Below are 14,658 nucleotides of genomic sequence, written 5' to 3' on the forward strand. Positions count from 1 at the left end.
ACCTATAAGTAGTGCCGGAAGACGACCGGGCCGCCGACAGGGCGGCCCGTGGTGGCGGCTGGAGCGACCACGCGGCGCGTCAGGCGTCCGAGGGTACGCATCAGGGCAGCGAGTGCGCTGTCGAGGGTCGTGGTGTGGCGCTGGATCATGGACGCCTCCGCCGCGGCGGAGGCCCCTGGCCTTCCCCGCGTGAGCCAACACTGGCAGGCCCTCACGGCCAAGGCTGTGCCGGAGCGCACATGGGGTGCCGCCCTACTTTCTCGGCCGAGTGACAGCTTCGTCGTGCGCTCCCGTCTGGCGTGGCGCGCGGGTGGCTAATATGGTGGCCGGGCCGAACCGGGACTGCGATCAAGCCCGGCGTGACTGAGGACGCGCGTATGCTCACCCACACCGGCAGCACGATCCTGCGCAACGAGCTCGGGGTCGAGGAGACGGTCGAATCCGACAACATCGTCCGCTGGGACGGAAACCGGCTCTATGTGGAGCAGGACGTCTTCCACAACGGGCAACTGGTCCACCGCAAGTACCGGCGCACGGTCACGGAGCCCGTGGCGCGCGTCCTTTGGGAGATCATCAACCGCGCCAAGCAATAGGCGCATCGCTCAGGCGGCGATGGCGGCTTCGGTCGCCTCGTCCGCCGGGCGGATCAGCTCGATCTTCTCCCGTGCCGCATCGAAGGCCGTCCGGACGATGGCCGACACGTCCTCGACTGCGACGAGGACCGACAGCTTCTGCGTGGTGGCTCGGTCGGCGAGGCCGCGCGCGGCGGACAGAAGCATTTCCTCCATCCGCGACAGGTCCGCCCCGGCATCACGCCCGGCCGCCTGGTCTGCGTCAACGAACCTCGACAACACGGCCTCAAGGGCATGGCCCAGGACCAGGGTCTTCACCCGCTCCTGCAGGAGGGCTCTCTCTTCGCGTGTCATGAATGGGCCGCCGATTCGCTGGACGAATCGACTGTGACACTCAGGCGCACTTGCCGCAGCGCCCAAATGGCAACAGCGGCCTGAACTCGCATTTTGAATGCGTCTCAGCCGATCACAGACGCCTGAGCGCAACGGATTCGATTCGGTGGCTCGCCCCTTTGGTGAGGATGAGACTCGCCCGCTGCCGGGTCGGCAGGATGTTCTCCCGCAGGTTCGGCAGGTTGATCGTGGACCAGAGCCGGTCGGCAGTATCGAGCGCCTCCGCCTCGGGGATCTCCGCGTATTTGCGGAAGTACGAGCGCGGATCGCGGAAGGCGGTCTGGCGCAGCCGCATGAATCGGGTCACGTACCAGCGATGCAGGTCGTCCTCGTGACCGTCGAGGTAGATCGAGAAATCGAAGAAATCGGACACGAAGGGAATCGCGGTCCCGTCCCGCGGCAGGCGGGCGGGCTGGAGTACGTTCAGCCCCTCGACGATGAGGATATCGGGGCTCTCCACCACCCGCTCCTCCCCCGGCACCCGGTCGTAGACGAGGTGGGAGTAGAGCGGTGCCGTCACCCGCCTTTGGCCAGATTTCACGTCGTGCAGGAAGCGCAGGAGCGCGGCGGTGTCGTAGCTCTCGGGGAAGCCTTTCCGCTCCATCAAGCCGTTTGCGGCCAACTCGGCGTTCGGCAGTAGGAACCCGTCGGTGGTGACGAGATCGACCTTCGGCGTGTTCGGCCAGCGCGCGAGGAGCGCCGCCAGAATGCGCGCCGTGGTGGACTTGCCCACCGCCACCGATCCGGCGAGCCCGATGATGTAAGGCAGCTTGGTCTCGCGCTCGGCCGTGAGAAACCTTTGGGTCGCCTTGAACAGGCCCTGCGTCGCCGCGACGTAGAACGACAGCAGGCGCGACAGCGGCAGATAGATCTCCACGACCTCCTCGATCGAGATCGGGTCGTTGAGGGATTTCAGCCGCTCCAGATCGTCGGTGTTGAGCGTCAGGGGGGCGTCGGCGCGCAGGCGCGCCCATTCCTCCCGGGTGAAGTGACGGTAGGGCGAAAGACTGTTCGTACCGTCCGAGAGAGCGGGCGGCGCGTTCACGCGGTTCGCCTCGACGCTTTCTCCGTAAGGCCGCTCTGGGCGGTGCGTCGCTCCAGTTCGGCCATCACCTCGGTGGCTCGACGTTCCCGGCCTTCAGCACCACCATCAGGTGGTAGAGCACGTCGGCCGCCTCGTTCTTCAGCCCCTCGCGGTCGCCCTGGACGGCGGCGATGGCGGCCTCCACGGCCTCCTCCCCCAGCTTCTTGGCGGCCTTAGCCGGGCCATCGGCCAGGAGCTTGGCGGTGTAGGACGCCGCCGGATCCGTGCCGGCACGGCTCGCCACGAGGCGGGCGAGATCGGCGAGGGTGTAGGTGCTCATGAAATGTCTTGCAGTCACGGTGCCGCAGAAGGCGGTTTTCCGGCAGGAAACTGCGCCACGGCGGCGCTTGGGGCAAGCACCCGCACGTGAGAGGCGAGCCGCTTTGTCCCCTAAGGGTTTATCGGGGGATCCTCACCCGTTCGGCAGGTGTCGGGCCAGGGCGTCGAGAACGGCCATGCGCACGGCGACGCCCATTTCGACCTGCTCGCGGATCAGAGACTGAGCGCCATCAGCGATTTCCGATGAAATCTCCACGCCCCGGTTCATCGGGCCGGGGTGCATCACCAGGGCGTCGGGGGCGGCCAGCGCAAGCTTCTCGGCATCGAGGCCGTAATAGCGGAAATACTCCTTCACCGAGGGGACGAAGGAACCGTTCATCCGCTCGCGCTGAAGGCGCAGCATCATCACGATGTCGCAGCCCGCCAATCCCTTCCGCATGTCCGTGAAGGTCTCGACGCCGAAACGCTCGATGCCAGCTGGCAGGAGAGTCGAGGGTGCGATGAGCCGCACCCGCGCACCCATGGCCTGAAGCAGGATCAGGTTGGAGCGCGCCACCCGCGAATGCAGGACATCGCCGCAGATCGCGACGGTCAGTCCTTCGATCCGGCCCTTGTTGCGGCGGATGGTGAGGGCATCGAGCAGCGCCTGGGTCGGGTGCTCGTGTGCCCCATCGCCCGCATTGACCACCGCGCAATCGACCTTGCGGGCAAGCAGATGCACCGCGCCTGCCGCCTGATGGCGTACGACGATGATGTCCGGCCGCATGGCGTTGAGGGTCGCGGCGGTATCGATGAGCGTCTCGCCCTTCTTCACCGACGAGGAGGCGACCGACATGTTCATCACGTCGGCGCCGAGCCGCTTGCCCGCGAGCTCGAACGACGATTGCGTCCGCGTCGAGGGTTCGAAGAACAGGTTGATCTGGGTGCGCCCGCGCAAGGTCGTGCGCTTCTTCTCGACCTGACGGGAGATGTCGACGGCGGCATCGGCCGCATCGAGCAGGGCTTCGATGTCGGGCCGGGTCAGTCCCTCGATCCCCAGCAGATGCCGGTGCGGGAAGTGAATGGGCGCGGGCGTCTGGGCTGTCATGACGGGTGCCGGGTGTAGGTGTCGGCGGCGAGTCTCGCAAGCGTCGCCGCGCCCCGGCGGGTGACGGCGCTGCGGCGTTTTCGTCGCGGCTGGTAACCGCTCGGCCGCGCTACACGTATTGCGCGCAACGAACCGTACTTCCCGGAGATGGCCGCTTGGACGCCTCGCCTGCCCTGAACGCCCCGGACAAGGCCGCGCCCGAGCGCGTGGGCCGCAACGGGCGTCGGCTGATCTACCGGCACCCGCTGGTCATCCGCCTCACCCACTGGATCAACGCGGCCGTTCTGCTGGTACTGCTGATGAGCGGCCTTCAGATCTTCAACGCCCACCCTGCCCTGTATTGGGGCTCGGTCTCGACCTTCGACACGCCCGCCCTGGCCATCACCAGCGAGGAGACCGGGGGCAGCAATCGCGGGGTCGTTTATCTCGGCGACCGGAAGTTCGACACGACCGGCGTGCTCGGCCTGTCCAAGGACAACGGCATGGAGACCGACCGGGCCTTCCCCTCGTGGGTCACCCTGCCCGCCACGCAGGATCTCGCCACCGGCCGCCGCTGGCATTTCCTGTTCGCGTGGTTCCTCGTGATCAACGGGGCGATTTATCTGATCTACGGCTTGTTCTCCGGCCAACTGCGCCGCCGCCTGATTCCCGAGGGCGACCAGATCCGTGATTTCGGTGGATCGGTGAAGGAGCACCTGCTCCTGAAATTCCCCGAGGGTGAGGAAGCCAAGCGCTACAACGTCATCCAGAAGCTCACCTATCTCGGCGTGGTGCTGATTCTGTTGCCCGCCATGGTCCTCGCGGGACTCGCCATGTCGCCCGGCGTCGATGCCGCATGGCCATGGCTCCCCGAATTGTTCGGAGGCCGCCAGTCGGCCCGCACCGTCCATTTCATCGCCGCAGGCCTGCTGGTGCTGTTCGTGGTGGTCCACCTCGCGCTGGTTCTCGTCTCCGGCGTCGTCAACAACCTGCGCGGCATGATCACCGGCTGGTTCAGCATCGGCAAGGTTCGCCCTGCCGGGGAGGAAACGCGATGATTCTGCACCGCCGACGCCTGCTCACCGCCACGGCCGGCCTCGCCGGCGCCTCCCTGCTCGGCGGTTGCGATCGCTTCGCAGGAACCCCAGCCGGTCGCCGCACCCTGGGAATCGGGGAGGATGCCAACCTCTATGTCCAGCGCCTGCTGATGTCGAACGTGACGACGGCGCGGGAATTCCCGGAGTCGATGATCTCGCCGTGGTTTAAGCCGAACGGCTCGATCGATCCGCCCGACAGCGCCTACAAGGCCTTAGCCGCCAAGAACTTTTCGGACTTCAAGCTGAAGGTCGATGGGCTCGTGGAAACGCCGCTGTCCCTGAGCCTCGCGGATCTGCGTGCCTTGCCCTCCCGCACCCAGATCACCCGGCACGATTGTGTCGAGGGTTGGAGTTGCATCGGCAAATGGTCGGGCGTGCCCCTGGCCGAGTTGTTGAAGAAGGCCGGGCTGAAGCCGCAGGCCCGCTACGCCGTGCTGCACTGCGCGGATACGCTCGAATATGCCAGCATGGACGGCGCTTGGCTGAAGCCCAGCCGCCCCGGCACGGTGCGCGAGGCGCATGCCGCCTATGTCCAACTTGCGGCGGCGGGGGATTGGGGCGGCTCGCCGAGCGGCACGGCCTCGGATGGTCAGGCCGATCCCGACGCCACCGACGGGCGCCGTCCGATCCGCTATTACGAGAGCATCGACCTGTTCGATGCGTTCAACCCGCAAACGATCCTCGCCTACGACCTCAATGGCAAGGCGTTGCCCGTCTCCAACGGTGCGCCGCTTCGGCTGAGGGTCGAGCGGCAGCTCGGCTACAAGAACGCCAAATACGTGATGCGGGTCGAAATGGTCTCGTCGCTCACCGGGTTCGGCGATGGCAAGGGTGGGTACTGGGAGGATCGTGGCTACGAATGGTACGCGGGGATCTGACGGTGGGCAGGGCGGCCACCATTTGACAACCCGCCGCCTCTCACCCACTTCTCCGCCCCGCGTGGCCCCGTCGACGGCGGGTTCGGTCGCGCTCCGAACATTCCGTCGCGCCGGGCCCTCAGGGGCAGAGGGATCTGGATGAAAGTCGTCGTCGTCGAGTCGCCGGCCAAGGCCAAGACGATCAACAAGTATCTCGGCCGCGACTACGAGGTGATCGCCTCCTTCGGCCATATCCGCGACCTTCCGGCTAAGGATGGCTCGGTCGATCCCGAGCAGGACTTCCATATGGTCTGGGAGTTGGAGGATCGTGGCTCGAAGCGGGTCAGCGAGATCGCCAAGGCGGTCAAGGGCGCCGAGAAGCTCATCCTGGCGACCGACCCGGATCGTGAGGGCGAGGCGATCTCCTGGCACGTCCTAGAGGCGCTGTCGGCCCGCAAGGTGCTGAAGGGCATCCCGGTCGAGCGCGTGACCTTCAACGCGATCACCAAGTCCTCGGTCGAGCAGGCGATGCGCAAGCCGCGCCAGATCGATCAGGCGCTGGTCGACGCCTATCTCGCCCGTCGCGCCCTCGATTATCTCGTCGGCTTCAACCTCTCCCCGGTCCTCTGGCGGAAGCTTCCCGGTGCCCGCTCGGCGGGCCGGGTGCAGTCGGTCGCTTTGCGCCTCGTGGTCGAGCGCGAGATGGAGATCGAGGCGTTCAAGCCGCGTGAATACTGGTCGATCGTCGCGACCCTGCGGACGCAGGACGGGGCGACCTTCGAAGCCCGCCTCGTTGGGGCGGACGGCAAGCGCATCCAGCGCCTCGATGTCGGCAACGCCGAGGACGCCGCCGCCTTCAAGAGCGCCCTCGAAGCCGCGACCTTCCAGGTGGCGAGCATCGAGGCGAAGCCCGCCAAGCGCCACCCGCAGCCGCCCTTCACCACTTCGACCCTGCAGCAGGAAGCCTCCCGCAAGCTCGGAATGGCGCCCGCCCAGACCATGCGCGTCGCCCAGCGCCTCTATGAGGGCGTCGATGTCGGCGGCGAGACGGTCGGCATCATCACCTACATGCGAACCGACGGTGTCGACATGGCGCCGGAGGCCATCGCCGACGCCCGCCGGGTGATCGGCAAGGAGTTCGGTGACCGCTACGTGCCCGGCGCCCCGCGCAAATACAGCGTGAAGGCGAAGAACGCCCAGGAGGCGCACGAGGCGGTGCGCCCCACCGACATGAGCCGCCTGCCGAAGAACGTGGCCCGCTACCTCGAACCGGAACAGGCCAAGCTCTACGACCTCATCTGGACTCGCACCATGGCGAGCCAAATGGAATCGGCCGAGCTGGAGCGCACCACGGTCGAAGTTCATGCGATGGCGGGCGGGCGCCGGATCGAGCTGCGCGCCACCGGGCAGGTGGTGAAGTTCGACGGCTTCCTCGCGCTCTATCAAGAGGGCAAGGACGACGAGGAGGACGAGGAGAGCCGCCGTCTGCCGCCGATGCGCCAGGGCGACGACCTCAAGCGCGAGAAGATCGCGTCTACCCAGCATTTCACCGAGCCGCCGCCGCGCTATTCCGAGGCGAGCCTCGTGAAGCGCATGGAGGAACTCGGCATCGGTCGGCCATCGACCTACGCCGCCGTGCTGCAGACCCTGCGCGATCGCGAATACGTCAAGATCGAGAAGAAGCGGCTTCAGCCGGAGGATAAGGGGCGGCTCGTCACCGGCTTTCTCGAAAGCTTCTTCCGCCGCTATGTCGAGTACGATTTCACGGCCGCCCTCGAAGAGCAGCTGGACCGCGTCTCGAACGCCGAGATCGACTGGCGGGCGGTGCTGCGCGACTTCTGGCGCGATTTCTCGGCCGCCATCGGCGAGACAAAGGAACTGCGCGTCGCGGAAGTGCTGGATGCCCTGAACGAATTGCTCGGGCCGCACATCTTCCCTGACCGGGGCGAAGGCAAGGACCCCCGCGCATGCCCGAATTGCGGTGAGGGGCAGCTTTCGCTGAAGCTCGGCAAGTTCGGTGCGTTCGTCGGCTGCTCGAACTATCCCGAATGCACCTACACACGGCAATTGTCGGCGACCGGCGTCAACGGCGAGGGCGACGGCTCATCCGTCGATGGCGGCCAGCCGGGCGTGCGTGTGCTCGGCAACGACCCCGCCACCAACCTGCCGGTGACGGTACGTGACGGCCGGTTCGGCCCGTTCATCCAGCTCGGTGAGGCGAGCGCGGAGAAGGGCGCGGAGAAGCCCAAGCGCTCCTCTCTGCCCCGTGGACTCTCGCCCTCTGAGGTGACTCTCGACCAGGCGCTTGCCCTGCTTTCCCTGCCGCGGGAGGTTGCCAAACATCCCGAGAGCGGCGAGCCGATCCTCGCGGGGATCGGGCGCTTTGGACCTTACGTTCAGCACGGGCGAACCTACGCCAATCTCGGCCGCGACGACGACGTGTTGGAGATCGGTGGCAACCGGGCGATCGATCTCATCGTTGCCAAGGAGCAGGGCGGCGGACGCGGCCGTCCGGCGGGGGATCCCGGCCGGTCGCTGGGCAAGGATGCCGAGAGCGGTCGCGACGTGGTGGTGAAGGCGGGCCGTTACGGCCCCTACGTCACCGATGGCGAGGTGAACGCGACCCTGCCGAAGAGTGCCAACGCCGAGGCCCTGACCCTCGACGAGGCGCTGAAGCTCATCGCGGCAAAGCGTGAGTCAGGTGGCGGCAAGAAGGCCCCGGCGCGGAAGAAGACCGCGACGCGCAAGGCCGCCGATGGTGACAAGGCCAAGGCGGCGGCGAAGTCACCTGCCAAGAAGCCAGCGGCCAAGAAGGCGGCGCCCAAGAAAAAGGCGGCGGGCTAAGAAGCCCTGCCGCCCGACAGATCCCGTCCGTCGCAGTGACGGGGAGATTAGATCAGATAGGTGACGGTCGCGGCGAAGGCCGTTGCGAGGGTGGCGACTGCCAGGGCGGCGGGGGCGGTGACGAACGGGGCGGAACGGCCTTCGTCTTCATCGACGCAGCCGAAGGCGGTCCCGGCCGCATGCTCGCACCGGATCAGGTCGAGGTGGCGGGCTTCAATCGCTTCGCTGCTCATCGGCGCACCTCCTGAAATGTGTCGAATTTTGTTCCGAGAACGCCGGGATCGGGGACAGGTTCCGGTCTCGCTTGCGGCGGATTGAAAACGTTAACCACTGCGCGCCCACCCTGCCCTGCGCAAAGGTCGCGTGGGAACGCTCGCGCACCGCATCGCAGCATGGCAGAAAGGCCGTCGATTCCGCCTCGGCGGCTTTGATGTTTCCTGTTTGTTCCGTTATGCTGGCGAGATGAAGGCCCATGCTCCCAGACGCAAAGCATCCACCCCTCCGGTTGCCCCTGCTCGCGGGAGCGGGCGCGTGAGCGATCCGGCACGTGATCTCTTCGCGGGCAAGGCCAAGGCCGTGCCTGTGACGGAACCCAAGCGGCGCCTCACCGAGGGGGCGTCTCCCGTATCCCTGGCCGCCGCCTCGCCCGAGGCCGGCTACACCGCCTCGGACATCGAGGTGCTGGAGGGGCTTGAGCCGGTACGCCGCCGCCCCGGCATGTATATCGGCGGCACGGACGAGCGCGCCCTGCATCACCTCTTCGCGGAGGTGATCGACAACTCGATGGACGAGGCCGTCGCGGGCCATGCGAGCTTCATCGAGGTGGAGTTGGAAGAAGGCGGCTCCCTTGTCGTGACCGACAATGGGCGCGGTATCCCGGTGGATCCGCATCCGAAGTTCCCGGGTAAATCCGCCCTCGAAGTCATCATGACCACCCTGCATGCGGGCGGTAAGTTCGATTCGAAGGTCTACGAGACCTCCGGTGGTCTGCACGGTGTCGGCATCTCGGTGGTGAATGCCCTTTCGGACGTTCTCGAGGTCGAGGTCGCACGTAACCAGACCCTCTATCGCCAGTGCTTCTCACGCGGCCATTCGCAGGGCGCCCTGGAGATCGTCGGCCGCGTGCAGAACCGGCGCGGCACGCGGGTACGCTTCCACCCCGATGCCGAAATCTTCGGCTCGCTGAAGTTCGACCCCCGCCGCCTGTTCAAGATGGCGCGCTCGAAGGCCTACCTGTTCGGCGGCGTCGAGATCCGCTGGAAATGCGCGCCTTCGCTCGTCGAGGGCATGGAGGACGTGCCTTCCGAGGCGGTGCACCGCTTCCCCGGCGGCCTGTCGGACTATCTCGCCCGCGACATCGACGGGAAGGAACTCGTCATCGATGCGGTCTTCTCCGGCAAGGTGACGAAGCCCGGCTCACATGGCTCCCTCGAATGGGCTGTCGCCTGGACGGTGGCCGACGATGGCGTGTCGCATTCCTACTGCAACACGATCCCCACGCCTGAGGGTGGCACCCACGAGGCAGGCTTACGCGTCGCCCTCCTCCGGGGGCTGCGCGAGCACGCCGAGCGTGTGAACCAAGCCAAGCGCATGACGTCCGTAACCACGGACGACGTGATGGCGACCTGTGCCTCCATGCTGTCGGTCTTCATTCGCGAGCCGGAATTCCAGGGCCAGACCAAGGACAAGCTCGCCACGGTCGAGGCGCAGCGCATCGTTGAGACGGCGGTGCGAGACGCGTTCGACCATTGGCTCGCCGCCTCGCCCGCCCAAGCCAACAAGCTCCTCGACTGGGTGATCGACCGAGCGGAGGAGCGTCTGCGCCGCCGCCAGGAAAAGGAGGTCGCCCGCAAGAGTGCCACCCGCAAGCTGCGCCTGCCCGGCAAGCTCGCTGATTGCTCCGCTGCCGGAACGTCGGGCTCCGAGATCTTCATCGTCGAGGGCGATTCCGCCGGTGGCTCGGCCAAGCAGGCTCGGGACCGGGCGACACAGGCGATTCTGCCCCTGCGCGGCAAGATCCTGAACGTCGCCTCGGCAAGTCGCGACAAGCTCGGCGCCAATCAATTGATCGGCGATCTAACGCTTGCGCTCGGGTGCGGCACGGGCTCGAACTTCCGGGAGACGGACCTTCGCTACGAGAAGGTGATCATCATGACGGACGCCGACGTCGACGGCGCTCACATCGCCTCCCTGCTGATCACGTTCTTTTATCGTCAGATGCCCAAACTCATCGACAAGGGGCATCTGTACCTTGCGATCCCGCCGCTCTACCGGCTGCAGCAGGGTTCGAAGGTCGCCTATGCCCGCAACGACGAGGACAAGGACCGGATCGTCAAGACGGTCTTCAAGAACGGCAAGGTCGAGATCGGCCGCTTCAAGGGCCTCGGCGAGATGATGCCGGCCCAGTTGAAGGAGACGACCATGGATCCGAAGAAGCGCACGCTTCTGCGGGTGGCCGTCCTCGACGAGGCACGGGAATCGACGGGCGATACCGTGGAGCGGCTGATGGGGAACAAGCCCGAGGCGCGCTTCGCCTTCATCACCGAACGCGCCGCCTTCGCGGAAGGTGCCGACCTCGACATCTGAGACCCCAGAGGCTTCGCCTCTGGATCTCATCGAAGGACCTGTCTTTTGGGATCCTCTCAGCGAGAGGGGATCGCCTTCGCGGGGTCGAAAGCCTGGGCGGCTGACAACGTATCCTTGCTCATTTGTAGGATTGCCGAATAGCGGTCGCCTCCCGGCCTGAGGACCACGGCTTCCGGACCCACAGCGATCCGCTTGCTTCCGATCCCAAGGAAGCCGCCGACGTCGATGACGACGGCCCGCACCCTGTTGCCGTCAGCCAGCAGCAGATCGTCGATCTTCCCCACGCTGTCACCTGCCGGATTGCGCACCTCGACGCCGATCAAATGGGACGCCAGGACAGTGGCGGGCTTCAGGCCCCTGCGCTTGACGGCATCCTCCGCGCTGTCTGCCTGCATCAGGCGCCCGCCGCCTGGGTTCTCCGTGCTCGTGCCGGGCCCGGTACCTGGCAGCACCGTATCCTTGCCGATGACAGAGGCGTCCTGTGCCAAGACCGGGGAAGCTCCGAGCGCGCAGAGCAGCGGCAGGAGGCCGAGGAGGGATGTACGCGGCGGCATGCGGTGGACTTCCGGAGTCAGCGACCGTCTCGAGACGGACGGCGGTCAATCAGCTGGTCGCAAGACGGGTTCCTGACCGCCACGTCGCACCGTACAACCCGCCAAAACAAAAAGCCCGGCCGTGCGGCCGGGCTTCCAAGGTGAAGGGCCGCGGCCGAAGCCGCGGCGTTGTCGGTCTTAGTACGAGCCGAACTTGTAGTTCACGCCGGCGCGGACGACGGCGAACTCGGTGTCGCGGCGGTTGTTGGCCGGGCCGGAGACCAGGGTCACGCCCGGGGACGTGGTGGTGATGGTCTGGCCGAGGTTGTTGGTGGCGAAAGCGCCGGCGGAGCGGCGGTTCTGCTCGAGGTTCACGTACAGGCCTTCGACCTTCAGCGTGACGGCCGAGGAGCGGAAGAAGTTCAGGAACGAGTCGGTCGGGAGAGCGTACTCGACACCGCCGCCGACAGCGTAGCCGGTCTGGAAGTCGTCGGAGGACACGCCGGTGCCGAACTGACGGCCGCCGCCCGAGCCGTAGGCGAAACCGCCGGTGGCGTACACGAGGGTGCGGTCGAAGGCGTAGCCGAGGCGACCACGGACGGTGCCGAAGTAGTCGAGGCCCGACAGGCCGTTCGGGTTGTAGACCAGGCTGCCCGGGATGATGGCCGAGCCGGCCGGGGCGGCGGCAGAGAAGCGGTTCCGCTGACGGCCGAAGTCGGCGTACTGGGCGTCAGCTTCGATACCGACGACGATGCCCGAGCCCGGGGTGAACTGATAGTTGTAGCCGATCTGACCACCGCCAACGAAGCCTTCGTTGTTGTTGGTGTTCGAGAAGGCGAGGACGCCGGTGGTCGGGACGTTGCCGGCGGCGAACAGGTTGTTGCCCGGCGAGACGCCGACGACGGTCGGGCCGCGGCTGGAAGAGGCATCGAAGCCGTAACCGGCGTTGAAACCGGCGTAGAAGCCCGTCCAGGTGAAGACCGGCACCGGCGTGAACACCGGCGGCGGCGCAGCGCGGCGCGGAAGGTCGGCGGCCGCAGCGGCCGCGGTCATGCCGGCGAGAACGGTCGATGCGAGGAGAAGCTTTTTCATCGGGTTACCAGATCCTGGGGTTGGCTTAGGCCAGCGGCCTTCTAGGCGCTTGCGGCGAACGGGTCTGTCGCTTTCCTGCAACAAGCTGGGCCAGATTAGCCAGATCGGGTCAACGAAAGGTGAAGGTTATGGAGACGTAACGAGCGGACCGAAGCGATGTGCTCTTGCGCACAGGGCTAAGCATGGAAGTGGTCGCTGCTGAATTATCTTTCCGACGCAGTTGAGAATGAGGCGAAACCGCGGCGCGGCGTTTCGAACATTTAAGTCGTCGTCCGCGGGGAGCCCCAGGAGCTACGTTTTATTTTAGGACGGTGCGGCGGCAGACCGCATGGGGCCGGCTAGGAGACACTTAACCCTGTCGACCCGCACCTCGATCGAGTCGAGTGAGGAGGCCGGTCCTGCGAGAAGCCGGTTTGGAAGCGACTTCCAAATGAGTGAACGGGCGCCGTTCGCCCTTCATCCCGTCCTTACGGAGCTCGCAAGATTGACAAGTCGCCGCAAGGGTCTAGGTGATGCGGTAATCGCTCGGCGGCCGCGGTTTCCGTCCGCGCGTCTGCCTAGATCCCGGATCGTTGCCGCGACGATGTCCTTCGCGCCGGCCGGGTGCGTGAATGTTGCCGATACGAAATGCCGTTCTCCGATCTGGGACTGAGTGAGAAAGTCCTCCAGGCCGTCACATCGGCCGGGTATTCCGAGCCGACGCCGATCCAGGCGCAGGCCATTCCCCATGTGCTTGCACGCCGGGACGTCTTGGGTATCGCTCAGACCGGCACTGGCAAGACGGCAGCCTTCACGCTGCCCATGCTGACCCTGCTCGAAACCGGACGCGCCCGCGCCCGGATGCCGCGGACCCTCATCCTCGAGCCGACCCGCGAGCTTGCCGCGCAGGTGGAAGAGAGCTTCGAGCGTTACGGTACCAATCATAAGCTGAACGTTGCGCTCATCATCGGCGGCGTCTCCTTCGCGGACCAGGATGCGAAGCTGACGCGCGGCACCGATGTGCTGATCGCGACGCCCGGCCGCCTCCTCGATCATTTCGAGCGTGGCAAGCTCCTGCTGACCGGCGTCGAACTCCTCGTCATCGACGAGGCGGATCGCATGCTCGACATGGGCTTCATCCCCGATATCGAGCGCATCGTGAAGATGGTGCCGTTCACCCGGCAGACGCTGTTCTTCTCGGCGACGATGCCGCCGGAGATCGAACGGTTGGCGGACATGTTCCTGCACAACCCGCAGCGGATCGAGGTGGCGCGTCCCTCCTCCACCGCTACGACCATCACCCAACGCCTCGTGGCGACCCCCGGCGAGGACTACGCCAAGCGTGACCGCCTGCGCCGCTTGATCCGTGCCGAGGACGGGCTGACCAACGGCATCATCTTCTGCAACCGGAAACGCGATGTCGCGATCTTGCAGAAGTCGCTCGTGAGCCACGGCTTTGATGCGGTCGCCTTGCACGGCGACATGGATCAGCGGGCGCGTATGGCCGCTCTCGATGGCTTCCGCAGTGGCGAGACGGCCCTGCTCGTGGCAAGCGACGTGGCGGCCCGTGGTCTCGACATCCCGGCGGTGAGCCACGTCTTCAACTTCGATATTCCGCGTCATCCGGAAGATTACGTCCACCGTATCGGCCGTACGGGCCGTGCGGGCCGCTCGGGTGCTGCCTTCACCCTCGTCAGCCCGGACGACGACCGGTCGCTGAGCGCCATCGAGTCGCTGATCGGTCAGCCTATCCCGTGGCTAGACGGCGATCTCTCGAGCCTCGGCACGTCGGAGACCGAACCGCGCAGCCGTCATCGCGGGCGTTCCGGCGAAGGCCGCCGGGGTCGCGGGAGCGAGCGGTCCAGTCGGGAAGGCCGTGAGCGTTCCGAGCCGCGCGAGCGGAGCGAGACTCGTGACCGGCCCGAGCGTTCGGAGCGGTCCGCGCCGCGTGAACGTCCCGCAGCTCGCGCTGAGGCCCAGACGCCGAGACCGGAGCAAAGCCGCCGGGAAGCGCCCCGCCGCCAAAATCAGCGCGGTCCGCGTGAGGTTGAGGCAGAGGGCGACACGCCGGTCGGTCTCGGCTCGCATGTGCCTGCCTTCCTGATGCGCGCACCGACGACCAAGCGCGAGCGATAGGGAAAGGGGAGGCCGCCGGGCTTGTGCCCGGTGGTGATCCTGGATTTCTTGTCAGCCGCTAGGCTGCTCCCCACCAGTATAACGGTACTCGGGAGCCGCCCGCGCCTCTTAACTGGGCGTGTAGGAAGTCTTGTTACAAC

At 66.4% G+C, this 14,658-nt stretch carries 13 protein-coding genes and 1 pseudogene; 6 read left to right on the forward strand and 8 right to left on the reverse strand.

Going from position 1 to position 14,658, the window contains the following annotated elements:
* Positions 1 to 2 precede the first annotated feature (2 nt).
* Complete coding sequence (locus ACFQE0_RS24505) at positions 3 to 149, reverse strand: hypothetical protein (RefSeq protein ID WP_378974277.1); 147 nt, start codon at positions 147 to 149, stop codon at positions 3 to 5.
* Between the two features lie 228 nt (positions 150 to 377).
* Between ACFQE0_RS24505 and ACFQE0_RS24510 the strand changes: the two genes are divergently transcribed.
* Positions 378 to 593 carry a hypothetical protein gene (locus ACFQE0_RS24510; RefSeq protein ID WP_378974279.1) on the forward strand — a complete coding sequence of 72 codons (216 nt, stop codon included), beginning with the start codon at positions 378 to 380 and terminating at the stop codon, positions 591 to 593.
* Positions 594 to 602: 9 nt separating this feature from the next.
* Here ACFQE0_RS24510 and ACFQE0_RS24515 read toward each other — a convergent pair whose 3' ends face one another.
* The 4 genes and pseudogenes from ACFQE0_RS24515 to ACFQE0_RS24530 form a co-directional block, all read right to left on the reverse strand.
* Entirely contained in the window at positions 603 to 926 is a 324-nt protein-coding gene (locus tag ACFQE0_RS24515) for a hypothetical protein (RefSeq protein WP_378974281.1), read from the reverse strand.
* A 112-nt stretch (positions 927 to 1,038) separates the two neighbouring features.
* Positions 1,039 to 2,010, reverse strand: coding sequence for a type I pantothenate kinase (coaA, locus tag ACFQE0_RS24520; protein ID WP_378974283.1), 972 nt, complete (start codon positions 2,008 to 2,010; stop codon positions 1,039 to 1,041).
* A pseudogene (locus ACFQE0_RS24525) lies at positions 2,007 to 2,329 on the reverse strand (phosphoribosyl-ATP diphosphatase). Before ACFQE0_RS24525 ends, coaA begins: the two are co-directional and overlap by 4 nt.
* Positions 2,330 to 2,461: 132 nt before the next feature.
* Complete coding sequence (locus tag ACFQE0_RS24530) at positions 2,462 to 3,415, reverse strand: aspartate carbamoyltransferase catalytic subunit (protein WP_378974285.1); 954 nt, start codon at positions 3,413 to 3,415, stop codon at positions 2,462 to 2,464.
* 155 nt (positions 3,416 to 3,570) lie between these two features.
* Between ACFQE0_RS24530 and ACFQE0_RS24535 the strand changes: the two genes are divergently transcribed.
* From ACFQE0_RS24535 to topA, 3 genes are all read left to right on the forward strand, one after another.
* Complete coding sequence (locus tag ACFQE0_RS24535) at positions 3,571 to 4,452, forward strand: cytochrome b/b6 domain-containing protein (RefSeq protein ID WP_378974287.1); 882 nt, start codon at positions 3,571 to 3,573, stop codon at positions 4,450 to 4,452.
* Positions 4,449 to 5,369: a molybdopterin-dependent oxidoreductase gene (locus ACFQE0_RS24540; protein WP_378974289.1), complete on the forward strand. Its 921-nt coding sequence runs from the start codon at positions 4,449 to 4,451 to the stop codon at positions 5,367 to 5,369. The genes ACFQE0_RS24535 and ACFQE0_RS24540 overlap by 4 nt, the downstream gene beginning before the upstream one ends.
* Positions 5,370 to 5,507: 138 nt before the next feature.
* Positions 5,508 to 8,192 (forward strand): type I DNA topoisomerase, encoded by a 2,685-nt coding sequence (gene topA / locus ACFQE0_RS24545; RefSeq protein ID WP_378974291.1) that lies wholly within the window; start codon positions 5,508 to 5,510, stop codon positions 8,190 to 8,192.
* A gap of 47 nt (positions 8,193 to 8,239) precedes the next feature.
* On the opposite strand, the gene ACFQE0_RS24550 is transcribed toward topA, so the two are convergent.
* Complete coding sequence (locus tag ACFQE0_RS24550) at positions 8,240 to 8,425, reverse strand: hypothetical protein (protein WP_378974293.1); 186 nt, start codon at positions 8,423 to 8,425, stop codon at positions 8,240 to 8,242.
* 298 nt (positions 8,426 to 8,723) lie between these two features.
* On the opposite strand from ACFQE0_RS24550, the gene parE reads away from it, so the two are divergent.
* Entirely contained in the window at positions 8,724 to 10,778 is a 2,055-nt protein-coding gene (gene parE / locus ACFQE0_RS24555; RefSeq protein WP_378974295.1) for a DNA topoisomerase IV subunit B, read from the forward strand.
* 56 nt (positions 10,779 to 10,834) lie between these two features.
* On the opposite strand, the gene ACFQE0_RS24560 is transcribed toward parE, so the two are convergent.
* A complete protein-coding gene (locus ACFQE0_RS24560; RefSeq protein ID WP_378974297.1) occupies positions 10,835 to 11,332 on the reverse strand; it encodes a PRC-barrel domain-containing protein in 498 nt (165 codons plus the stop codon).
* A gap of 177 nt (positions 11,333 to 11,509) precedes the next feature.
* A complete protein-coding gene (locus tag ACFQE0_RS24565) occupies positions 11,510 to 12,403 on the reverse strand; it encodes an outer membrane protein (protein ID WP_378974299.1) in 894 nt (297 codons plus the stop codon).
* Positions 12,404 to 13,030: 627 nt separating this feature from the next.
* On the opposite strand from ACFQE0_RS24565, the gene ACFQE0_RS24570 reads away from it, so the two are divergent.
* On the forward strand, positions 13,031 to 14,518 hold the full coding sequence (locus ACFQE0_RS24570) for a DEAD/DEAH box helicase (RefSeq protein ID WP_378974301.1): 1,488 nt from the start codon (positions 13,031 to 13,033) through the stop codon (positions 14,516 to 14,518).
* Positions 14,519 to 14,658: the final 140 nt, after the last annotated feature.

Origin of the sequence: Methylobacterium komagatae (assembly GCF_042661665.1) — a bacterium.
Taxonomy (GTDB): domain Bacteria; phylum Pseudomonadota; class Alphaproteobacteria; order Rhizobiales; family Beijerinckiaceae; genus Methylobacterium; species Methylobacterium komagatae.

Bases quoted from the DNA above. Each gene is read 5' to 3' on its own strand.
- ACFQE0_RS24530 (WP_378974285.1), bottom strand. From the start codon at position 3,415: ATGACAGCCCAGACGCCCGCGCCCATTCACTTCCCGCACCGGCATCTG.
- ACFQE0_RS24505 (WP_378974277.1), bottom strand. From the start codon at position 149: ATGATCCAGCGCCACACCACGACCCTCGACAGCGCACTCGCTGCCCTG.
- ACFQE0_RS24510 (WP_378974279.1), top strand. From the start codon at position 378: ATGCTCACCCACACCGGCAGCACGATCCTGCGCAACGAGCTCGGGGTC.
- ACFQE0_RS24560 (WP_378974297.1), bottom strand. From the start codon at position 11,332: ATGCCGCCGCGTACATCCCTCCTCGGCCTCCTGCCGCTGCTCTGCGCG.
- ACFQE0_RS24540 (WP_378974289.1), top strand. From the start codon at position 4,449: ATGATTCTGCACCGCCGACGCCTGCTCACCGCCACGGCCGGCCTCGCC.
- ACFQE0_RS24565 (WP_378974299.1), bottom strand. From the start codon at position 12,403: ATGAAAAAGCTTCTCCTCGCATCGACCGTTCTCGCCGGCATGACCGCG.
- ACFQE0_RS24515 (WP_378974281.1), bottom strand. From the start codon at position 926: ATGACACGCGAAGAGAGAGCCCTCCTGCAGGAGCGGGTGAAGACCCTG.
- ACFQE0_RS24570 (WP_378974301.1), top strand. From the start codon at position 13,031: ATGCCGTTCTCCGATCTGGGACTGAGTGAGAAAGTCCTCCAGGCCGTC.
- ACFQE0_RS24550 (WP_378974293.1), bottom strand. From the start codon at position 8,425: ATGAGCAGCGAAGCGATTGAAGCCCGCCACCTCGACCTGATCCGGTGC.
- topA (WP_378974291.1), top strand. From the start codon at position 5,508: ATGAAAGTCGTCGTCGTCGAGTCGCCGGCCAAGGCCAAGACGATCAAC.